Origin of the sequence: Myxococcus xanthus (assembly GCF_013116825.1) — a bacterium.
In the GTDB taxonomy this organism is placed as follows: Bacteria; Myxococcota; Myxococcia; order Myxococcales; family Myxococcaceae; genus Myxococcus; species Myxococcus xanthus_B.
Genome location: NZ_JABFNS010000041.1, coordinates 41,807 through 61,512, shown reverse-complemented (window position 1 = coordinate 61,512; position 19,706 = coordinate 41,807). Strand labels below are relative to the sequence as shown.

Below are 19,706 nucleotides of genomic sequence, written 5' to 3'. Positions count from 1 at the left end.
CCCCGGTTCCGACACCACCCCCACCCCCGTCCTTCACCGGCCGACGTTCCCCGGCCTCCCGGCCCACCTGAGGACGCTCTCCTTCATTGACTTGGAGACGACGGGCTTGGACGCCTCCCAGCACGAGGTGCTGGAGGTTGCCGTCCTCCGTGTCGACGCCCGCAGCCTCCAGGTGCTGGCCGAGTACGAGGCGCGCGTGCAGCCCACCCGACTGGCTGACGCCCAGCCCGAGGCCCTGGCCGTGTGCGGATATTCCGACGAGGACTGGCAGGACGCCCTGCCTCTGCCCGAGGTCCTCGCCACGGTGACGCCTCTGCTGGCGAGCACCCTCGTGGCCGGCCACAACACCGGCTTCGACTGGGGCTTCCTCGCCGAGGGGTACCGCCGCTCCGGCCTGCCCCTGCCCGGCGTCGACTACCACCGCCTCGACACCGCCAGCCTCGCGTGGCCGCTGCTCGCCACTGGCGAAGTGGAGTCCCTCTCCCTCAACGCCCTGGCGAAGCGATTCGGCCTCCACCGGCCGACGCCTCACCGCGCCATGGCGGACGCCCGCTGCGCGCTGGAGGTGGCCCGCTGCCTCGCCGTGCGCATGTCCCGGGGCGGCCACATGGAAAGGCTGCTGGAGGAGAATGGGGGCCTCTCGTGAGTGGCGCGTCCTCCCGTCGCAAGGGCGCAGCTTGGGAACGGACTCTCGTCCACCGCTTCCGCGAGGCCATGCCCGAGGCCCTCATCCGCCGCGGCCTCCAGTACCGCACCGGCCAGGAGGTGTCCGACGTCGAGGTGCCGTGTTTCTGGGTCGAGGCAAAGGCCCACCAGCGCACCAACGTCCGCGAGGCCCTGCGCCAGGCCGTGGAGACGTGCCCGGAGGGGCGCTGGCCGCTGGCCGTGTGCAAGGACGACGGGCAGCCGCCCCTCGTCGCCATGCCGTTGGACGACTTCCTCGAGTTGGTGCGCGAGTGGTGGGAGGCCCGCCCCCGGTGAGAGACGCCTTCACCCACCTCGTAGGCCAACTCCGGGAGGAAGCCCTCTCCTTGCGGCACCAGCCCCTCTTCGAGGTGGCACGCGTGCGTCAGCCGGCCCTGGCCCACCACCCAAGCTTCGCGTCCGTGATGGCCGCCCTGGCCGACGTGCGCGAGGAAACCTACCCACAGAGGGAGGCCCTCACCCGGGCCATGCTGGCCGAGTGCCAGGCCTCCTCCAGCCCGGCATGGGCAGCCGCCCTCGTCTCCGCCTACGCCCCCATGTTGAATCGCCTGCGTCGCCGCATCCTCGGCAACGCGGTGCCCAGGGAGGACTTGGACCAGCTCGTCCTCGCCACCTTCCTCTCCGTCGCGCGCGGCTTCCCCCTCTCGCGCTGGGGTGACTGGACGGCGGCCCGCCTGCGCCAGCAGACAGCGCGCGAGGTGTTCCGCTACCTCCGCAAGGAGCGCGCGGAGCAGCACGAGACGTACACGCAGGCGCAGCTCGCCGAGTGGCTGCCCGACGCTCGGCCCGCCACGCCGGTGGAGAGTCCCAGGCGGCCCAGCGTCCGGCGGAGCTTCGTGAAGCGCGACGCCGTGCTGGTCCACCTGGCCCGGGCCACCCTGCCTCGCAGCGACGTCGAGGTCCTCATGGCCACCGTCGTCCGGCGCGAGAAGCTGCGCGCCTACGTCAGCCGCCTCGTCGAGGGCGACACCGCCGAAGCCGAGAGGACGTACCAGCGCCTGAAGCGCCAGCGCACGCGGCTGATGCAACGCCTGCGCACCCAGGCCGGAGACGCCGCGTCACAGCCCTCCGGAGGCTGCTGAGGGAAGGCATGGCCCAGAAGAAGCCCCTCAAGAGACTGGGGCGCCCCACGAAGGCTGAAGGCCCGCGGCTGCCCCATGACGAAGTGGACAAGCTCCTTGTGGAAGGCGAGGAGGTGCCCACCACGCGGGGCCGTGTGAAGCGGCGCTTCCCCTCCTTGCGCGAGCTGGCCGAGCGCTTCGGTGTCGCCCACAGCGCCGTCGCCAAGTACGCCCAGCAGCACGACTGCCTCGGCCGCCGCAAGCGCCTCCTCGCGGGGCAACCTCCACCCGAGGTTGTGGAGCCTCCCGAGGCGCCACCGACGCCACCGCTCGCGAAGCGCAAGACGGGCCGTCCCCGGAAGTCCGAGGAGCCCGCGCTCCCACGCCAGGAGCTCGACAAGGCCCTCGTCTTCGGTGACGTGAAGACGCTCCCCGACGGTTCCACCATGACGAGCTACGCCTCGTATCGCGAGCTGGCCGAGCGCTTCGGCGTCGCCACCTCCCTAGTCGCCAACTACTCCAGGGAGCACAACTGCCTGCGCCGCCGCGAGGAGGCCAAGACGCGCATCGCCACCAAGGCGGACCAGAAGCTCATCGAGCTGCGCGCCAACGCCATCGCCGTCTCCAAGGACGACGCCCTGAAGATGATTGACGGCTACCTCCTCGGCTTCGAGGAGGCCCTCGCCGAGGGCCGCGTGCGCGTCGACAACCCTACCGACTTCAACACCATGGTGCGGCTCAAGGAGTTCGTCATGGGCGGCGCTGACTCCCGCCAGGAGCTGCACGCCACCTTCTCCCTGGAGGGCTTGCAGGCCCGTCACGCGCAGTCCCTGCGCGCGGCGCGTGAGACGACGCCTGCAGAGCGCGGCGAGGTGGACGCGGAGGTGGTGAGCAGCGACGACGAAGAGAACGCCCCAAAATGCGGCAGCAGTGGACCTTAAGACGCTGCCGGGAGCACTCATGTCAGCGGGAACCGAGAGGAGCCCCAATGTAACCGGCCGTCCACGCTCCCGATGCAAGCAGCCCACGATGGGGGCCGGCCGTGGTTCGAATCAGTGAAGGATCTACTGGGCCATCTCCGTTCATGACTAACGGGCCTCTGCTGTTCTGTTGCTAAGACCTGGTTCTCTTTCCGCAGGACGCGCTGCTGCGGGAAGTGCGCTAGATATGGGGTCGGAACTGCAGCCCCCCTTGGAGACTCTTGCGGCGGCTCGGAATAATGTTCAGCCCCATGAAGCTCAACCGGTGGTGGGCAGACAACCCAGCGCAGCGATTCTGGATGGAGGGGACGAACCGGCCCGACATCGGAGTGGACCTCCACGCGCCTCAGACCCGCAAGGGCAACAAGCCGTACTGGGGCTATTCCCTCGTACGAGAAGTAGAGGAGGGCGACATCGTTTTCCACTACTCGACTGAGCGCAACCGGATTGAGTCCTGGTCCGTGGCGCAGGGCGGGCACTGGGAGGCCGAGACCCTTTGGGGAGCACGCGGAACCGCAAGCCGCGGGGAGCAACCATTCAAGCGGCCGGGGTACTTTCGCGGCCTACACGGCCCCTTCGAACTCCCCGAGCCACTGCACTTGGATGAGCTGAGGGCGAACGTGAGCACTCTCAGGGCCGCCTACAGCGCGGTGCAAAGCGCTTATCCCAAGGGGAACCTCTACCTACCGTTCCAGATTCGAACGGACGGTGTGCGTGGCGGGCAGGGCTATCTATTCAAAATGCCTGCGGAGGTAGTCGACGCGTTCCCGAAGCTCAGCACTGCTGTCCAAGTTTTGCTCCGGGCACAGGCCAAGCGCCCGATGGCGGGCCTGCTTCCACACTCGTTGGAGGCTGCAAAGATAGGACGGACTTACCTCCGTGCAAACGAAGAGGCAGCTCTCTCCGAGCGTGACCCGTTCCCAGTAGACCCTGCGGTTGTCGAGCGCGGAATCCGAGGCCACGCCAAGACCCAGAATCTCTTGGCCGACGTGGTCCAGCAGCACGGGCACAAACCGCTCTCGCCAGCCAACGACGACCCCGCCTACGACCTCCTCTGGCATGATGGAGAGACCCTCTGCGTCGCGGAGGTCAAGTCACTCACCGTTGACAACGAGGAAAGGCAACTCCGACTTGGCCTCGGCCAAGTGCTGCGTTACCGCCAGCGGCTCGCCTCGTTTGGTACGCCCGTCCGTGCCTACCTGGTTGCCGAGCGAGAACCCTCGGATCCTGAATGGCAGTCGCTCTGCGACTCGGTCGGGGTGACCTTGGCGTGGCCTAGCGTCCTGGCGGAGCGACTCCAGAAATGAGCCGAAACAATAGGAATCGCGCACAGAGGCAGCTGCGCCAGCCCGACTCTCGGCGGCATCACTACGTTCCGGCGGGCTATATCGGGTTCTTCGCGGAGCCCAGGGGGCGCAACGGGAAGCTCTGGGTCTGGGACAAGACTCAGGGCCGAAGCTGGCTCTCCAAGCCAGACAAAGTCGCTTGGGTGGAAGACCTTTACCGGCTTGATCCAGGGACGCCACCGCATGCCGTAGAGGAGGCGCTAGCAGAGGCGGAGGGAAAGATCATCGCCGCCATCCGCGAGGTCGACTCGAATCCGCGAAAGGCGCCCACGGTCCCGCAGGCCGATGCAATCGTGTCGTTCGTCGCCCTGCAGCTTGTCCGTGGACCAGAGCTGCGCCAAAGCTTCGAAGAGTTCGCCGGCAGCCTGGCGCGAATGACCTTGGACGTCATCATGTCAAGGAGAGAGCGATTCGAGGCAAGTGTAGCCCGGATGCTCGCTCAAGATTCGACGATGAGGCGGGAGGGCCTGCCCAGCTACGAGGAGGTTCGCGAGACGTTGCGCTCCGAGGATCTACAGCTGACGCTTAATAACGGGTTCCTCACCACGGCACTCCTGAAGCCCCAGAACGCGGTCTTCGGAGCACTCGCTGGGATGCATCTCGGCTTCTACCGGGTGCCGGACGAAGAGGAACTGGTCACAAGTAGCCGGCCTGTCGTTCTCGCACCACATCCAGAACAGCCGCCTTGGATGGGAACAGGGGTCGCAACGGCGAAGGCGGTAATGATGCCTCTCACGCCCAAGCTACTGTTCATGGCCCGGCCGCGCCAGCACGCCATCATCGCAGCCCCTGCAGTGCCAGGCCTCGCGTCTTTTGCAAATTACTTACTCTCCCAGCAGTCCGCCCAGACTTACAGCCGGGTCCGCTTTCCGTTCGACATGGCTCCGCGCTGAACGAGCGGGCATGCGCCCCAGAACTCAGGTATGGGCTGCCTGAGTGTTCCCGCCCGAGAAAGTCAGTGGAAATTCTCGCGCGCGTCATCGATGGCGGAGTGCGCGTGGCATCCTACCGACATCAACACTGAGGCACGCCTGAAGGCGTTGGTCATGGGAGGTACCGACTCCCGCCAAGTGCCGCCCGCCAGCTTCTCGCTGGCGCGTCTCCAGGCAAGGCTTGCCCAAGCCCTTCGTGCTGCACGCGAGACGAGGACCACCGGGCTCGGCAGGGTGGACGCGGAGGTAGAAATCGGCGCCGACAACTGTGACGCACCCAGGATCGCCCCATGAACAACTCCTGAGGGCACAGCCAAGCCCAGCGACGTGGAGCAGCCCCCATAGGCTGGCTGTTCATCACTCGGAGCCAACCAACCAGCACTGCAGCCGCGCGACGGCTGGGGCAATTTCACCCCGCCAATAACACATGGCTCTTGCGGCGCTACTCGATATGCTCCCAGTCATGCCCCACCCCGTGCCACGCTCAATCGAAGAGCTCCGAACGCTCGCCACAAATGGAGAGCGCCGTGAGATTGAATTTAAAGAAGGGGTTCGCGACAAAGCCGCGACTCGCAAGGTCATCAGAGCGGTCGCCGCGATGGCAAACCTCCGATCGGGAGGCCTTGTTGTACTTGGCATTGAAGATAAAACGGGCGTTCTCTGTGGGCTGAGTCCCAACGAACTGGCCCATTGGGGCGACCGCGACAAAGTACTAAGCACCATCAACGCCCAACTAGAACCTGCCGTCGACTTGAAGGTACATCAGATTGAATCATGCATCGTCTTGGAAGTCTCCACCTTCTCCAAAGTCCCGATCGTAGTACGCGTAAGCAAAGGTGAATCCCATCAACCTGACGCCCTTGTTGAGGGCACGCTGCTTTATCGCTCAAGCCTAACCGTTTCGTCGGCGCCAATCTCACGACTAGAAGATTGGGCTGAATTACGCGAGACGCTACTCCTTCGCGCGGGGGAAGGAGCAAGGCATCTCGAGAACGACCGAAAGAGAGCGGCGCAGTTCGCCGAAGAGGAGCGTGTTCGCGAAGTGCTTCGTGCACGTCGCGACGTTTTCGTTCCTCCTTCACTCACTAACGAGGCGACTGCGCCTGGGTTCCTTGGAAGACTCCTTACGGACTTCAGGCTCTCCACAATAAAATCACACCAAGCCGAAGCGAAAACAAACCTTAAAAGCATCTACACCTCGTTCCGTTCCTACTACTCCGAAACCGATCGCCACCCAGCGTCGCTTGAACAGGCTGGATTCAATCCACAACCAAACGGCAGGTACGTCTACCGAGCAGTCCCCGAAGAAATCGTCGGAGCAGAACACCGCACAGACCGCCCTGAACTCGTAGCAGAAGGGCTCCGCCACCTTGCGCGTTATGATGCGGAACCACACATAGCCACGCGTACCTTCCTGGTCATGGCGGTCACACGCATCGAGCCAGAAGAACTCTTCGACATCTGGATTGTTGACCGGTTTGGAGACCCCCGCTGTCTCACTCCTGAGACAACGAACTTGGCACTCCGACGTTTAACGCAAATGTAGCTATGACCGCAGACGAGAACGCCCTCCAACCAGAATTAGCAATCAAACGCCTGCCCTCGAGAAGAATCCCCCCTGGCGCCTTGTTCCAAGCGCTTCACAAAGAATGAGCGCGTTCACTTTCACCGCGCCCGGCCGCGCTTGGTCACTTTCCCCGTAGAGCTCCGGCCTGGCGCGCGGAAGCACACGCCTGGCGCCACAGGTCTCGTAGTTTCGCGGCGTTAGGCCGCCCGGCCACCAGGTGCTCGAGTGCCGCGGTACGAGTCCGGGCCATAATTCGGGCCCGGAAGCACACTCCGTCCAGAGTGCCGGACTCCTGCGCGCCGTTCACTTCCCCGGCCCACCTGCCCTCTTCTCGCTGGGGCCCAGCTGGCCGCCGCGTGGCCCGCCTGTGGCGCAGCCCGGTTTATCCCCGCGCGCCAGCGCCTTCGCCGCGTGACGCCCCTTTCGTGCGCGCGTGTCCCCCAGCGCTTCAGGCCGCAGGCCTTTGTCCTCCTCGTGAGCCCCACGAGCCCCCACGCAGCCCTCGAAGCCCCGGCCCTCCGCCCCGCGCGCACCTGGGCGCGCGTGCCGTTACCAGGGCCGAGCCGAATGGCCGGAAATGGGTAAAGGCGGCCATTCGGCGTCACCGCCCCCACGCTGTTTCGCGCGCTTACGAGCCCTCATGAAAGGCCGAAGTGCCGAGGCCGATTGCCGCTTTCCGCTGGTTGCGGCCGCCTGCCGCCCATTGCGCGGCCCAACTCGTCCCCAGTCACATTCACCGCCTGCCCCTGCCGGGCGCAACCATGCCTACCGATGACGCCAGCACGCCTACCCCGCCTACCCCTGACGCCAGGGTGGGGGGTGGTGCGTTTTTTCGTACGGGCCTCGCCGCCGGGGCATGTATCTGGGGCCCTTTTCGAGAGAGTCACCCCCGAAAAAGTGAACACCCCTCCCCTGTTCATTTGCGCTCGGTAAGTGAACGCCTCGCGCTGTTCACTTTCGCCGCCTGCGGCTGGGGCGGCCCGCATGGGCCCCGCCCACGTCCGCCCCTCACCGCCTTCGCGCAGCTGCCCGCCCCGCCCTGGGGCTCTCGCGGGCGCTCAGCGCGGAGGCGGCGTGCCCCATCAGCAGGGCAAGTCGTTCGTCACGCGCACCAGCTCGTCGTCCGAGGGGTGCGTGTAGATGACGGTGGAGTCGACGCTTCGCTGCCTCGCGAACTTTTGGGTGAGGCGGATGTCCTTCGTCCTCCGGTACACCCCGGTGCACGCGGTGTGGCGCACGGCGTGGAAGTTCAGGTGCCGCTCCAGCCCCGCGCGCTCCTGCCACACCGCGAAGCCGTGGCGCACCTGCCGGGTGGACAGGCGCAGGCCCTTGCGGCTCAGGAAGAGCGGCGCCAGGGGCCCCACGTCATGCCCCTGCGAGCGCTTCAGGCGCAGCAGCTTCTCCAGCTTCGCGCGCACCGTGTCCGAGAGGACGACTTCCTGGGGGCGCGGGTGCCGGCGGCAGCCCTTGAAGACATGCAGCTCCACGTGCCGGCGTGCGCGCCCACGCTCGTCGAAGATGTCGCCGATGTTGAGGGCCACCAGCTCGTGCTCTCTCAAGCCCGAGGCCAGCGCGAGGCTGTAGAGGCAGTGGTCCCTGAATCCATCCTTGTGCAACCCCGTAGCGCGCAGCAGCAGCGCCACCTCCTTCTCCGTGAGGGTGCGGGGTGCGCGAACGACAGCGGCATAGGCAGACATGGCGACTCCTTCGTGAAGAGGACGCGGCCATGCACGCTCTGTCGCCCCGACAAGACAAGTCCCAACCACGGCAGCCCATTGAATCCCGCGCCGGGGCCTCGCACGGCTTTTACCTCTCCCAACCTCAACAGGAAGGAATCCCTGTGAATCAGCTTGTTGCATTCGACTTCGAGTCGCACCACGTCCGCATCGTCCCCGACGTGCAAGGGGAGCCCTGGTTCGTCGCCAAAGACGTCGCGGCGGCCCTTGAATACCGCATGGCCAGCGACATGACGCGCATGCTCGCAGACGATGAGAAGGGATACGCAAACGTGCGTACCCCCGGAGGAGAACAGGAGGTGTCCATCATCAGCGAGCCAGGGCTGTATCGAGCCACCTTCGCGTCCAGACCCCAGAGTGACGAGAAGGCCGAGAAGGTGGAGCGATTCCGCCGTTGGGTGACCCACACGGTGTTGCCCTCCATCCGCAAGACGGGCAGCTACACGGCGCCAGGCGCACCGTCACCACAGCCACTCCCAGCGCTGCCCCCACCGCTCCAAGTCCAGGTGCTGGCCCACCTGGAAGTGGCCAGGACGCTCGCCTCCTTCGTCCCAGGCCTCAAGCCCGAGCTGGCAGCGGCCTGCGCGCTCGATGCCATCCACCGAGACACGGGGCTGACGATGGAGCCTCACCGCAGGGGGCTGCCGGCCGCCGCCGAGCCACCCGCGCGGCTCAACGCCACGCAGCTCGGCCAGAAGCTGGGGCTGTCCGCCCGGAAGATGAACCTCCGCCTGGCAGCATGCGGCCTCCAGCGGCGCAACGAGCGGGAGGAGTGGGAGCTGACGGACGCTGGCCGGGAGTACGCCGAGGCCGTCCCCTTCAGCCGCAACGGCCATGCCGCCTACCAGCTCCTCTGGCGACCCGAGGTGCTCGGCGTCCTGGAGGATGCCGCGCGTTCCTCGTCGATGAGCGCCGGCCTCGGCTGAAGGAGAACACCGTGACGCTCGGCATCGTCAAGCGCACCGAGGACGACCTCACCCAGTGGCTGGCCACCGAGTCCGGATTCATTTCCGGGCTGTGCCAGTACGACAACGAGCCGGTGGTGCTGGAGCCCTACCAGCAGTCCTTCCTCGGCAACCGCTCCCGCTTCCGTTGGGTCGCGAAGAGCCGCCAGGTGGGCTTCTCCTTCTTGTTCGCGCTCGAGGCCCTGGCGCGGTGCCATCTGCGCGACGGCCACACGGCGGTGTTCGTCTCGTACAACTTGAGCGACGCGGTGGAGAAGGTGCTCATCGCCCGGCAGGTGTACGAGGAGCTGCCGCTCGCCTACCAGAAGAAGCTCGTGACGGATGCCAAGACGGAGTTGGCGTTCGAGTCCAACGCCAAGGGCCGGCGCCTCTCGCGCATCATCTCCGTCCCCGCCAAACCTCCGCGCGGGAAGCGCGGTGACGTGTACCTGGACGAGCTGGCGCACCTGGTCAACGACCGCGAAGTCTACACAGGCAGCACTGCCCTCATCCTGCGCTCGCATGGCCAGCTCACCGGGGGCAGCACCCCGCTCGGCCGGCGCGGCATCTTCTGGGAGATAGACACGCAGGAGCTGCGGAAGTACCCGCATCACACCCGCCAACTGGTGCCCTGGTGGCTATGCCGCTTCTTCTGTCTGAACGTGAGGCGCGCCGCAGTGGAGGCGCCCCTCATGTCCACCGAGGAGCGCGTCGCTCGCTTCGGGCGCCCCGTCCTCACCGAGCAGTTCGACTCGCTCCCCTTGGAGGACTTCCAGCAGGAGTTCGAATGCCTTTTACGTCGACGAGTCCTACAGCTTCCTCCCCTACGAACTCATCCTCCCGTGCACCACGGACGAGCTGTCCTTGGCCCAGGATGCGTCCGACGTGCCCGTGCCCCAGGGCCGCCTGGTGGCGGGCTTCGATGTGGGCCGCACCCGAGACCGTTCGGAGCTGGCCGTCTTCGAGGAGGTCGAGGGCCGCTTCACGTGCCGCCTGCTAAAGAGCTTCGAGGGCGTCGCATTCGCGGAACAGGAGGCCCACCTGCGCCGCCTCCTCTCCGTCCTGCCCGTGGCGCGCCTCAGCGTCGACCGCAGCGGCATCGGCATGAACCTGGCCGAAAACCTCACCCGCGACTTCCCCCAGGTGGTGGAGGAGAACTTCACCAACGAGGCCAAGGAGCGCTGGGCGACTGACTTCAAGATTCTCCTCCAGCGCCGCGACGTCACGCTGCCGCGCCAGCGTGAGCTTGTCGGGCAGATTCACTCCATCAAGCGCCGCGTGCTGCCCTCGGGGAAGGTGTCCTTCGATGCCGAGCGCACGAGCCGCGGGCACGCGGACAAGTTCTGGGCCGTTGCCCTGGCGTGCCAGCGCGAGCGAGGGCCCGAGCGACGAGGTAGCGGGGAGATCGGAGTTCGGGTTCTTGGCTAGTCTCTCCAATCCAGAGCAGTCTAACGTCACCGCTGCAAGGACACATGGCGATGCCCACATCTAGGAACAAGAATCTTGCCTCAGTCTTCATCAGCGCTGCCAAGCGAGCACGGGCAATAGCCAGGAAGCAGTTCTTCCCCCCGTTCGCCAGGGAGCCCTGCGATGATCAAGCGGTCGCCACAGTGGAGTACACTGAAGACGGATTTCGCTTCGTGGCCGACGGCATCCTGCAGGAAACGCTCTGCCACAAGCGTTTCGAGCGTGTCGGCTTCGACACGAACAAGGGGTGGAATTTGGGAGGAGACGGCCTCCTGCTGATGGTGTTGGAGAGCCCGCATGCAAACGAGTTCACTCCAGACCTAAAGCCTCTTGGCCCGGCACAGGGGAAAACTGGCCAGAACATTGGAAACTGCATGAGGCTCCAACATCATCGCCTGGACCATCTTGAAAGGGTCGCCACGGGGCGCTATCGGCTGGTCCTAATGAACGCCATCCGATACCAATGTTCGCTGGGAGTAGCACCCACGTCAATCTACCGAGACATCGTCTTCCGCAACCTTTGGGAAGACGGCGGACGGGCGAACTTTGACGCAAGACTTAAAACATACACTAAAGACATTGAAAACCATCTAACCCTCATCTGCTGTACCAAGGGGAAAACGATTCTGAAACGCGGGAAAAGGTCAGGCAAAACAGACCTGAGCGACCTCGTCTACGACGCCGCCAATACGGTGGTCACAACGGACAGGCTCTTCCGACTTCCTCATCCAAGCAGCAGAGGGTTCTGCACATGACACGCATCTCGGAAATTCTCGGCCCCGACTATGACTCGCCAGCCACCCTGCCAGAGTCCTTGGCGTTCTACCAAAAGCCAAGAACAGTCACAAAGGCCCTAAGGCACGCAGAATCAACTGGCGATGCGGCAACCGTCGAACTTTTGAATTGGGAATTAGGAATCTTAACAATCTCTCTAGCGCCATCCACTGACGCTTCGCCATTTCAAGGACGCCCTTACGAAGCATACGCCCAGGCCTATCACCTCACAGACAGCACAACGGCATACGCTCGCGAGCGAGTTACAGAAACACAGGACCTCATCCTCAAAATCCACCACCTCACATTCATCCTTCTTCGCTCAGAACCTAGAGGCCGGGCATGGATTGAACTCCAGCAAGAACTCCTAGCGACCTACCGAACGTATATCGACAACTCCCTCTCAGCCTACCGAAAACACATCGACGACTCACTTAAGAGCCAAGACAAAGCTCCAAAGCGCGCCGCCATAGGTGGCTACATCGATCTAGCGCTAAGGGGAGCCGCCCCGCTCATCGCCCGCCCTGGAATTATAAAAAAGGAGGCCCAGGCCGAATGGGCACAATGGCTCATTTCATTAGCAGAACAGTCACTAACGTTCCCAGAAGACGCCGAGAAAAGTCCTTATCGCCATCGCTGGGTTGCGGACTACCTCGAACACCTAGCAGGCCTGCCACTAGCAACAACTCCGCAGGATGCTCGAACTAGGGCCACTGCGCTCCTCGGCGATGCCACGACATTTTACGAGTCCGACCCACTTGCAGACACAGGCTCGTACAAAGTGGCGGAAGTCGAGTGCAAGCTACGAAAACACTGGGGGGAGCCAGGCGACAAGGCGCACGAAGACAAGATCCGACGCATGGTCAATGCGACACTGCGCCGAGCGGAATTTCTCCGGAAGCAGGAAAACTGGCTTGTGTCGGCCCATTTCATCCGCGATGCGCGAAAGCTGGTCGAACAAGGACGACGGTTCTTTACGCAAGAGGACATCACTCGGCTTCAACTGGCTGAGCAAGCTGCAATCAACATAGGCACGACATCAGGGGAATTAACCCCATACAGCTTCTCAATTGAAGTTCCTGCAGAACTCATGGACTACACTCGCGAGACACCAGAACAAACGATCAACGCCCTCTTTGAGCAGGCGATCAACGAAATCCCCAATCGCCAGAAGATTGAAGAACAGGCACGAGAGACGAGTGCCGAAACACCGCTGTTCGCGATGCTCAGTCGGAAAATACTAGCCCCTGGAAAAGTTGCGGGCGAGAGCGACTCTCCAGAAGGGAATTTGGACCTCGACATCGAGAGCCGAGCAATGACTCAAGCGCTCCTCTTCGGCACAGCCGTAGCCAACACAGCAATCCACGCAGCGCAAGCCATAGGGCTAACAGAAGCGCACCTCGTCGCACCGCTCTCTCCGCTGGCGCTGGATGACGAAACCATGCTGCTGCTCCGACACGGGTGCGAGCGCCTCATTGCTCAAGACTTCATTTCCGCCTCGCACATTCTCGTGCTGAGAATAGAGGACGTCCTGCGCCAACACCTCCGCAACCTCGGAGTCGACACCACTGAATTCAAGCCAAACATCGGCGATGGCACCTCTCGAACCGATGACGCTACTCTCGGGCAGTTGATGCGCCGAGCCCTTCCAGATGGCCGAACAATAAAAGAGTACATAGGGAATGACCTCTGGATGCATATTGATTCACTTTTGAATTCACAAACAGGCCTCAACCTTCGAAACGAATTCGCCCACGGGCTTGCTCGTCCGCAGCATTGCACGGCAAATATCACTGGAATCACCCTCGCGCTTCTATACCAATTGGCAAATGCTGTAAGCATTGCACCCAAAGCCACCAGCAACCAGCCATAGCAGGTACGGCGAACAAGGCCCAGACTCCGCTTGGCCGCTACGGATGCGCGCCGAACGAGACTCCCTCGAAGGTTAAGTAATCCTCCGAGGGCCTAAATCGAGGCGTATTAGAAGTTCGACAGTCTGTGAGCCGTGACCTTCAGCCAGGCCTGCCGCCGGAAGGGGTACGTCGAGCAGATGCGGTGCCACGTCCACACCGCGCTCCGCGTCCACCACTGCGCAGGCGGCTGAAGGCCGACCTCCCGCAGGTTGCCGAGGCCACGAAAGCCGACGCCGTCGAGGCCGAAGCCAGCGTTGGACTCCAGCACCAACACCTTGTCCGTCTCCGAGTGGTGGTCCAGGACGAGGAAGGTGTGCCCCGAGCCCCACTGACTGCGCCACCCCTGGATGAGCGTCCAGGGGTGGGGCGGCACGTCCGCCGACGGCGCCGGCAAGGCCATGCCGGACTCGATGGCGGCCGTCACCGGGGAGAAGTAGTCCTCCGTGGAGGCAATCATCATCTGCCTGTGGCGTCGCATGTCCCACGAGAAGGCCGAGCCATGCGCCTCGGAGAAGGCCTTCACCAGCAGGGCCTCGACGAAGGTGCAGCAGTTGTTCAGCCTGGGCGGCGCCAGCGGGACACGGACGCCGGGCAGCGCCCACGGGTAGTACGCCCGGCTCACGTCGTACCTGTAGTCGAGGAACGCCCCCAGGAGCGTGGTGAGCCGTTCCTCCGGGACGGCCATCCGCTCGTCGTCGAACGACAGCCGGGCCATGGCAGGCGCGCGCTCCCGGGAGGCGAGCGTCGCGTAGCGCTGGGTACGCCAGCGCGTGCAAACCCAGGTGCCGAGCACACCCAATTGCGGCACCACCAGCCGGGAGTAGTCGGTGTCGGGCGTGGGGTATCGGGCCTTCTCCTCGAGCACGAGGTAGTCACCCGCCTCGACGTAGCCTTCGGGTGACGTGCTCGTGTCCGGTAGAGCGAAGCCACGCAGGCGCGCGGGCAGCCTCGCGACTCGGTAGGTGTCCATGGTGTCTCCTCCGCGTTGAAGAGGGCCATCAACGTGTTCGCCAGGGACGGCACCGCAGAGCCATCCCTGGTGTGTCGCAGTTCGTCTCGACACACCCCCAAAGCACTCCCACCCGATGTCCCCGAAATCGGGCCCGAGGCCTTTGTCCTCACTGGAGGTGAGGCGCGCGGCCCCTAACGCCCTCTCACGACGAGGGCACCCCTCCCACCGCGCGCCTTGCCTCCACCTGGTGAGGGAGGCCCGTGTGCAGCGTGACGTCAAAGTCTTCGTCCTCTCCTCTGGCTCGGGCGCGCCACGCCCCGGGCCAGGGTTCACCATCGAGGCTTCCACCCTCGACGGACTGCAGGAGGCCGCACGCGTCGAGTTGACGGCCCGCGGCCAGCGCGTGCGCGCCGTCTCTCACACCCCCACGGGCCTCCTGGCCTACGTGGAGGACCTCCCGTGACGGTGCCTGCGGATGTCCACCAGGCCGAGGAGCGCCTCCAGTCGATTCTGAAGGCAGTAGTGGTGGGCGCCCGTGTCGACGAGCCCGCAAGCCGCCCCGGTGGCGAGGAGTCCGTGGCCTTCAGCGAGGCGGGCGCCCTTCAGCCCCCATATGAACCGGAAGCCCTCTGCCTCCTCGTCGAGCACTCCAACTCGCTGAGACAGAATGTCGATGCCTACGCGACGAACATCGACGGCTTCGGGTTCCGCTTCGAGCCCGCCATCGACTTCGACGGGGATGGGGCGCAAGAGAAGGTGGCCGACGCCATGGCCCTGGAGCGCCTGGCCGCGCGTGACGCCGGCACGCTTCCTTCCGGGACGCCCCTACTTCCCACGGACGAGGAAGTCGCTGCGCATGCGGAGGAAGTGCGCCAGCAGGCCCGGGTGGAGAAGGCCCGCCTGGAGTCCTTCTTCGACTTCTGCTGCTTCGACTCCAGCTTCGTCGAGCTGCGCCGCCGCACCCGGCACGACTTGGAGGTAACGGGCAACGCGTACTGGGAGGTGCTGCGCGACGGAAAGGGCGACATCGCTCGCTTCGTCTACGTGCCCTCCTACACCGTGCGCCTCCTGCCCCTGGACAAGGAGGCCGTTGAGGTGCGCGAGCGCGTCCGCATCTCCGCCGTCAGCTTCGACACCGTCACCACTCGTCGGCGCCTGCGCCGCTACATCCAGGTGCAGGGCAGCGAGCGGGTGTACTTCAAGGCCTTTTCAGACTCGCGCGTCATCTCCCGCCTCACCGGCCGCGCATTCCCGGACGTCGCCGCCCTCAAGGCCGCGGACGCCTCGGACGGCCCCGCTACGGAGCTCATCCACTTCGCCATCCACTCCCCGCGCTCGCCCTACGGCATTCCTCGCTGGGTAGGCACCCTGCTGTCCGTCCTCGGCTCCCGGCAGATGGAGGAGGTCAACTACCTCTACTTCAACAACAAGTCCGTCCCGCCGCTCGCGCTCCTTGTCTCCGGAGGGCGCCTCTCCGACGCTTCAGTGCCGCGCATCGAGCGCTTCATCGAGGAGAACCTGAAGGGGAAGGCCAACTTCCACAAAATCCTCATCCTCGAGGCGGACGGCGCAGGCACGGGTGACGGGGGCCGCGCGAAGATTGAGCTGCGCCCGCTGACGGATGCCCAGCAGCAGGACGCTCTCTTCCAGGAGTACGACCAGCGAAACATCGACAAGGTGGGCAGCGCCTTCCGCCTACCGCCCCTGCTGCGCGGGGACGGGCGGGACTTCAACCGCTCCGTGGCCGAGGCTCAGCTGCGCTTCGCTGAGGACCAGGTGTTCCAACCCGAGCGCGACGAGTTCGACTTCTTGCTGAATCGGAAGGTGCTCGCCGACATGGGCGTGAGCTTCTGGAAATTCAGGTCGCAGACGACGGCCACGCGAGACCCTGAGCGCATGACGGAGATGGTGGAGCGCCTGGTGCGCGTGGGCGTACTGACACCCGAGGAGGGCCGCCACCTGGCCGGCGACATCTTCCACCGCGAGTTCCGGAAGATTTCGGATGATTGGGTCCGACGCCCCCTCACACTCACGTTGGCGGGCATCCAAACCGGCTCCACCGACTTGACGCCGCAGAAGGACAAGGGCTCGCTGCTGGGCGAGGCGAAGCGCCTCTTGGGGCTGCGAGAAGAGCTTCGCGCCGAGGAGGAGCGCCTAGCCCAAGGGCGCCTGGCGCTGGCCCGCCGCTACATGGACACCGAGCACGTCCCTGTCCCCCGCGAAGAGTTCGACACCTGGTTCTCGGGGCAACCCACATGACGCCCGAGCAGCTCCAACGCGCGTGGGTGCTCCAGGCCCAGGCTGACGCCGAGCGCGGTGTCCTGGAGTGCCGCATGTGCCATAGGCGCGGCCCTCTTGAGGAGACGACGACGCTGTGGCGCAACGGCCTCCTCGTCTTCGCGCTGTGTGACAGGTGCGCGACCAGCCACGACGTCGTCTTCTCCCCCACTCCGGCAGGTGTCGAAGTGCGCGCCAGGCGCCGCAGCCCCGTGGAGTTGGTGGCGCAGGAGGTGCCCCGTGTGCCTGGCCGCCGCTGACAGCCTGCTCGTCATCCACGAGGCGCGCGCGGTAGCGGACACCCTCCTGGGGGACGTCCTCCGGCTGCCAGTGGCCAAGGCCCTGGACGTCGGCACCGCCGCGGGCATGGACCGCGCCGTGGCCCTGCTTGCCGCGCGCCTCCGTCGCGCCGTCGGGCGCGCGGATGTGGACGCCATGCGAGAGGCGGTGGCTGTCCTCGACGTGGACTGGAGGACGACGACAGCAGTCCAGCGCAGGCGCCTCATCGCCCAGGCTCTGGAGGCCGCTGGCCGGCAGACAGCCGTCATCCCCTCCCGCATCCAGGCGCCCCTCGGCGACGCAGCCCAGGAGGTGGTGGCGTCCACCCGCAGCCACGCCCGACGAGAGCAGGGCCTCGCCCTCGCCGCCCGCTTCAATGCCGTGGACAGGCGCGTGGCGCAGCACATCGTCCGCCCCCAGGGCAACTTCATCCGGGACGAGTACGGGCGCCGGCTGGACGCCTTCGGCGAGGAGGCCCGGCGTCTCGTGGCCGAGGGGCTGGAGGCCGGCCTCGGGCGAAGCGACATCGCTGAGTCCTTGGAGAGGGCCGCGCGCGGCGCGCTCATCGAGCGAGCCCCCTTCTACTGGGAGGTGGTGGCAAGCCACTTCATCGGCCAGGGGCGCTCCTTCAGTCAGATGAGCAGCTACGCCGAGGCAGGCATCCGCCGCTACCGCATCGAGGCGGTGCTCGACGAGGCCACCACCCAGGTGTGCCGCTTCCTCCACGGGCGGACATTCTCCGTGGGAGAAGCGCTCCAGCGCTTCGAGCGCGTCGAGTTCCTCGAACGGCCGGAGGACGTGAAGCAGGAGTTGCCCTGGGTGCGAGAGCGCCTCGACGCGGACACCGGGCGTACCCTCCTTTACGTCAACCGAGGTGGCCAAGAGACACGCTTGGCCGAGGTGCTCCGCTCCGCCGCCGGCACCCGCGACGACGTCGGCGAGTTCCGCTCCCTCGCTTCGGACAGAATGTTGGTGGAGGTGGGCGTAGGCTTCCCGCCGTACCACGGACTCTGCCGCACCACGACACTCGCTGTCGTGTGAAGGACGGGCGTACCGCGGAGTTAACCCGAGGTGCGGTTGACGTGATCGGCGCGGTCTGAGCTTCATAGGGGATGAGTGTTGGCCTCCCCACCCCGGAGAAGCTGCGCCAGGCCATCGAGGCGGTGGGGGCGTACGTGGTGTACCTGCCGGCCTACAGCCTCGACCTCAACCCCATCGAGCTGTGGTGGGCCGACCTGAAGCGGCAGTTGCGCAAGCTCGCGCCTCGCGCCGTCGAAGAACTGGCCCGGGCAGTGCGTCGGCTCCGCGCGGGTACTCCTCTCACGAAGCTCACCGCCTGGTTCCGCCACTGCCTATCCTTCCTTCACCTCAACTGCTCTCCGGGTTAGCCCCCTCTGTGTCGGTTCCAGTAGTGCTGCCTCAGGTACTCCAAGGCATCCGGAGGCGTCTTAAGCAGTCCTTCCTTCATTCGCCACTCCGGAAGCTCGCCTCGACGGCCTCCAAGATGGACGCAGAAGTGCGCCTCTGCAGCAAGGTGCCAGGAGAGCTGGTGCTGCACAAACCCCTCGTCGAACCACTTCCCAAACCGCCTGAAGTATTCAGTCAAGATACCTTCGGCCCTATCGGCATCGTGGTGGAAGTAGTCCTGAAGAAAGCGCTCAGCTATCTCAATGATCAACAGCGTGTCAGGGTCATAATTATCTAGTTCTTGGCGCCAGCTCATCGGAGCCCCCGCTGAAAGAGTTCAATAGCCCTTTGAGTATGGATGCTCATTTGGCTATCCGAAGGCCACGGCCAATGGCCCACGGTACGGCCATCGGGACCAAGCCCGGATGGCGATAGCTTCCGCCACATCGGTCCGGAAACAATATCGTACGGCATTCCTCCGTGGAACAAGGTTATGGGCTCGAGCTGGCGGTGAAACCGAACGAAGTCCGCCCTAGGAAGCTCTGCACCAGATGCTCACGCTGCGTGTCCTGGTGGGCCAATGCGTCCCGGGCTGTGGGCAGCGAGGCGCCGCAGGTGGCGCACCAGGAGACGCGGCACCCGCCGGCCAGCAACAGAGCGGCCACCTCGGGGTGAAGGACGAGCATGTCCAGCGCGTCGGAGCGGTGGGCGCGGGGAATGCCCGCGCGGACGAGCTGCGTGACGAGGGCCTCTACGCAGGCCCATGCCGCGCGTGAGACGTGAAGTCCCTCAGCGCGGACGGTGCTGCCGGTAGCAACTACACTCGCTCGCCCTATGGACTCCATCGCATTCAACATCGTTGATGCTGACGTTGACGATGATTCCGCTGTCCCCCGTCGTCTCGGCCTCCGCATCCTCATCAACGGACGCCCGCTCATCGACTTGGTGCGCGAATTCGAACGCCCCATGGCAATGCGCGAGGGGAGCCTAAGCATCGCGGGTGCCTACACCTGGCTGGCCTACGGTGGAGCCACGAATGACCCGTCGCAGCACTTCTACGCCCCCCCTGGCAAGCAGGACGAAAATCACGACGACCGCATTTCAGTGCTGGCCTGCGGCGACTGTGGCCTATCTGGCTGCTGGCCTCTGGTATGCCGAATCGAAGTGCGAGAGGACCGAGTGGTTTGGCGTGACTTCGCCAATCCCCACCGCGGTCCAAACCGCGTGGCGGGCGAGTGGAGCTACGTAGGCTTCGGTCCGTTCGATTTCGAGCGCCGAACCTACGAGCACGCACTCAAGTCGCTCATCGCTGAAGACTGAAGCCCCTACACCTCCCCCCATTGCCCCTGGTGACTGAATGGGCCTT

The 19,706-nt window shown here is 65.0% G+C and carries 22 protein-coding genes; 19 read left to right on the top strand and 3 right to left on the bottom strand.

The features are described 5' to 3' along the window. The 7 genes from HNV26_RS14475 to HNV26_RS14445 all read left to right on the top strand — a co-directional run. A partial coding sequence (locus HNV26_RS14475) for a 3'-5' exonuclease (protein WP_171452812.1) occupies nucleotides 1-646 on the top strand: 646 nt, incomplete at its 5' end. 68 nt (nucleotides 647-714) lie between these two features. Further along, nucleotides 715-981 carry a hypothetical protein gene (locus HNV26_RS14470; RefSeq protein WP_253816560.1) on the top strand — a complete coding sequence of 89 codons (267 nt, stop codon included), beginning with the start codon at nucleotides 715-717 and terminating at the stop codon, nucleotides 979-981. Then, nucleotides 957-1,787 (top strand): hypothetical protein, encoded by an 831-nt coding sequence (locus HNV26_RS14465; RefSeq protein WP_171442084.1) that lies wholly within the window; start codon nucleotides 957-959, stop codon nucleotides 1,785-1,787. The genes HNV26_RS14470 and HNV26_RS14465 overlap by 25 nt, the downstream gene beginning before the upstream one ends. Before the next feature lie 8 nt (nucleotides 1,788-1,795). Then, nucleotides 1,796-2,707: an AT hook motif domain protein gene (locus tag HNV26_RS14460; protein ID WP_171442083.1), complete on the top strand. Its 912-nt coding sequence runs from the start codon at nucleotides 1,796-1,798 to the stop codon at nucleotides 2,705-2,707. Nucleotides 2,708-2,997: 290 nt separating this feature from the next. Next, complete coding sequence (locus tag HNV26_RS14455; RefSeq protein WP_171442082.1) at nucleotides 2,998-4,053, top strand: hypothetical protein; 1,056 nt, start codon at nucleotides 2,998-3,000, stop codon at nucleotides 4,051-4,053. Then, nucleotides 4,050-4,985 (top strand): DUF4238 domain-containing protein, encoded by a 936-nt coding sequence (locus tag HNV26_RS14450; RefSeq protein WP_171442081.1) that lies wholly within the window; start codon nucleotides 4,050-4,052, stop codon nucleotides 4,983-4,985. The genes HNV26_RS14455 and HNV26_RS14450 overlap by 4 nt, the downstream gene beginning before the upstream one ends. Nucleotides 4,986-5,451: 466 nt before the next feature. Continuing rightward, a complete protein-coding gene (locus tag HNV26_RS14445) occupies nucleotides 5,452-6,570 on the top strand; it encodes an AlbA family DNA-binding domain-containing protein (protein ID WP_171452811.1) in 1,119 nt (372 codons plus the stop codon). A gap of 1,103 nt (nucleotides 6,571-7,673) precedes the next feature. Here the strand turns inward: HNV26_RS14445 and HNV26_RS14440 are convergent. After that, complete coding sequence (locus HNV26_RS14440) at nucleotides 7,674-8,288, bottom strand: tyrosine-type recombinase/integrase (RefSeq protein ID WP_171442079.1); 615 nt, start codon at nucleotides 8,286-8,288, stop codon at nucleotides 7,674-7,676. A 143-nt stretch (nucleotides 8,289-8,431) separates the two neighbouring features. Here HNV26_RS14440 and HNV26_RS14435 point away from each other — a divergent pair, with 143 nt between their 5' ends. Then, nucleotides 8,432-9,253: a BRO-N domain-containing protein gene (locus HNV26_RS14435; RefSeq protein ID WP_216612255.1), complete on the top strand. Its 822-nt coding sequence runs from the start codon at nucleotides 8,432-8,434 to the stop codon at nucleotides 9,251-9,253. 127 nt (nucleotides 9,254-9,380) lie between these two features. Here the strand turns inward: HNV26_RS14435 and HNV26_RS14430 are convergent, their stop codons facing one another. Continuing rightward, entirely contained in the window at nucleotides 9,381-9,557 is a 177-nt protein-coding gene (locus HNV26_RS14430; protein ID WP_171442077.1) for a hypothetical protein, read from the bottom strand. A 578-nt stretch (nucleotides 9,558-10,135) separates the two neighbouring features. Here HNV26_RS14430 and HNV26_RS14425 point away from each other — a divergent pair. From HNV26_RS14425 to HNV26_RS14415, 3 genes are read left to right on the top strand one after another with little or no spacing between them, the layout of a single operon-like run. Continuing rightward, nucleotides 10,136-10,699: a phage terminase large subunit family protein gene (locus tag HNV26_RS14425; RefSeq protein ID WP_171442076.1), complete on the top strand. Its 564-nt coding sequence runs from the start codon at nucleotides 10,136-10,138 to the stop codon at nucleotides 10,697-10,699. Between the two features lie 44 nt (nucleotides 10,700-10,743). Continuing rightward, a complete protein-coding gene (locus tag HNV26_RS14420) occupies nucleotides 10,744-11,493 on the top strand; it encodes a hypothetical protein (protein ID WP_171442075.1) in 750 nt (249 codons plus the stop codon). 59 nt (nucleotides 11,494-11,552) lie between these two features. Next, entirely contained in the window at nucleotides 11,553-13,385 is a 1,833-nt protein-coding gene (locus HNV26_RS14415) for a DUF4209 domain-containing protein (RefSeq protein ID WP_171442074.1), read from the top strand. Nucleotides 13,386-13,492: 107 nt separating this feature from the next. On the opposite strand, the gene HNV26_RS14410 is transcribed toward HNV26_RS14415, so the two are convergent. Continuing rightward, entirely contained in the window at nucleotides 13,493-14,395 is a 903-nt protein-coding gene (locus HNV26_RS14410; RefSeq protein WP_171442073.1) for a hypothetical protein, read from the bottom strand. Nucleotides 14,396-14,624: 229 nt separating this feature from the next. Here HNV26_RS14410 and HNV26_RS14405 point away from each other — a divergent pair, with 229 nt between their 5' ends. The 8 genes from HNV26_RS14405 (at nucleotide 14,625) to HNV26_RS14370 (ending at nucleotide 19,660) form a co-directional block, all read left to right on the top strand. Next, nucleotides 14,625-14,840, top strand: coding sequence for a hypothetical protein (locus HNV26_RS14405; RefSeq protein ID WP_253816559.1), 216 nt, complete (start codon nucleotides 14,625-14,627; stop codon nucleotides 14,838-14,840). Continuing rightward, complete coding sequence (locus HNV26_RS14400; protein ID WP_171442072.1) at nucleotides 14,837-16,636, top strand: phage portal protein; 1,800 nt, start codon at nucleotides 14,837-14,839, stop codon at nucleotides 16,634-16,636. Before HNV26_RS14405 ends, HNV26_RS14400 begins: the two co-directional genes overlap by 4 nt. Continuing rightward, the gene (locus tag HNV26_RS14395) at nucleotides 16,633-16,914 is read left to right on the top strand and encodes a hypothetical protein (RefSeq protein WP_171442071.1); all 282 of its coding nucleotides are present in this window, start codon (nucleotides 16,633-16,635) and stop codon (nucleotides 16,912-16,914) included. The genes HNV26_RS14400 and HNV26_RS14395 overlap by 4 nt, the downstream gene beginning before the upstream one ends. Further along, nucleotides 16,895-17,974, top strand: a complete 1,080-nt coding sequence (locus HNV26_RS14390) for a head morphogenesis protein (RefSeq protein ID WP_171442070.1) — start codon at nucleotides 16,895-16,897, stop codon at nucleotides 17,972-17,974. Before HNV26_RS14395 ends, HNV26_RS14390 begins: the two co-directional genes overlap by 20 nt. A gap of 71 nt (nucleotides 17,975-18,045) precedes the next feature. Beyond that, nucleotides 18,046-18,321: a transposase gene (locus HNV26_RS38965; RefSeq protein ID WP_171442069.1), complete on the top strand. Its 276-nt coding sequence runs from the start codon at nucleotides 18,046-18,048 to the stop codon at nucleotides 18,319-18,321. Nucleotides 18,322-18,437: 116 nt separating this feature from the next. After that, nucleotides 18,438-18,638 (top strand): hypothetical protein, encoded by a 201-nt coding sequence (locus HNV26_RS14380; RefSeq protein ID WP_171442068.1) that lies wholly within the window; start codon nucleotides 18,438-18,440, stop codon nucleotides 18,636-18,638. Nucleotides 18,639-18,891: 253 nt separating this feature from the next. Then, nucleotides 18,892-19,116: a hypothetical protein gene (locus HNV26_RS14375; RefSeq protein WP_171442067.1), complete on the top strand. Its 225-nt coding sequence runs from the start codon at nucleotides 18,892-18,894 to the stop codon at nucleotides 19,114-19,116. Nucleotides 19,117-19,174: 58 nt separating this feature from the next. Continuing rightward, entirely contained in the window at nucleotides 19,175-19,660 is a 486-nt protein-coding gene (locus HNV26_RS14370; RefSeq protein WP_171442066.1) for a hypothetical protein, read from the top strand. The last annotated feature ends 46 nt before the right edge of the window (nucleotides 19,661-19,706 follow it).

Bases quoted from the DNA above. Each gene is read 5' to 3' on its own strand.
- HNV26_RS14440 (WP_171442079.1), bottom strand. From the start codon at position 8,288: ATGTCTGCCTATGCCGCTGTCGTTCGCGCACCCCGCACCCTCACGGAG.
- HNV26_RS14430 (WP_171442077.1), bottom strand. From the start codon at position 9,557: ATGAGCACCTTCTCCACCGCGTCGCTCAAGTTGTACGAGACGAACACC.
- HNV26_RS14470 (WP_253816560.1), top strand. From the start codon at position 715: ATGCCCGAGGCCCTCATCCGCCGCGGCCTCCAGTACCGCACCGGCCAG.
- HNV26_RS14460 (WP_171442083.1), top strand. From the start codon at position 1,796: ATGGCCCAGAAGAAGCCCCTCAAGAGACTGGGGCGCCCCACGAAGGCT.
- HNV26_RS14395 (WP_171442071.1), top strand. From the start codon at position 16,633: ATGACGCCCGAGCAGCTCCAACGCGCGTGGGTGCTCCAGGCCCAGGCT.
- HNV26_RS14420 (WP_171442075.1), top strand. From the start codon at position 10,744: ATGGCGATGCCCACATCTAGGAACAAGAATCTTGCCTCAGTCTTCATC.
- HNV26_RS14410 (WP_171442073.1), bottom strand. From the start codon at position 14,395: ATGGACACCTACCGAGTCGCGAGGCTGCCCGCGCGCCTGCGTGGCTTC.
- HNV26_RS14380 (WP_171442068.1), top strand. From the start codon at position 18,438: ATGGACGCAGAAGTGCGCCTCTGCAGCAAGGTGCCAGGAGAGCTGGTG.
- HNV26_RS14375 (WP_171442067.1), top strand. From the start codon at position 18,892: ATGCTCACGCTGCGTGTCCTGGTGGGCCAATGCGTCCCGGGCTGTGGG.
- HNV26_RS14370 (WP_171442066.1), top strand. From the start codon at position 19,175: ATGGACTCCATCGCATTCAACATCGTTGATGCTGACGTTGACGATGAT.
- HNV26_RS38965 (WP_171442069.1), top strand. From the start codon at position 18,046: ATGAGTGTTGGCCTCCCCACCCCGGAGAAGCTGCGCCAGGCCATCGAG.
- HNV26_RS14450 (WP_171442081.1), top strand. From the start codon at position 4,050: ATGAGCCGAAACAATAGGAATCGCGCACAGAGGCAGCTGCGCCAGCCC.
- HNV26_RS14455 (WP_171442082.1), top strand. From the start codon at position 2,998: ATGAAGCTCAACCGGTGGTGGGCAGACAACCCAGCGCAGCGATTCTGG.
- HNV26_RS14445 (WP_171452811.1), top strand. From the start codon at position 5,452: ATGGCTCTTGCGGCGCTACTCGATATGCTCCCAGTCATGCCCCACCCC.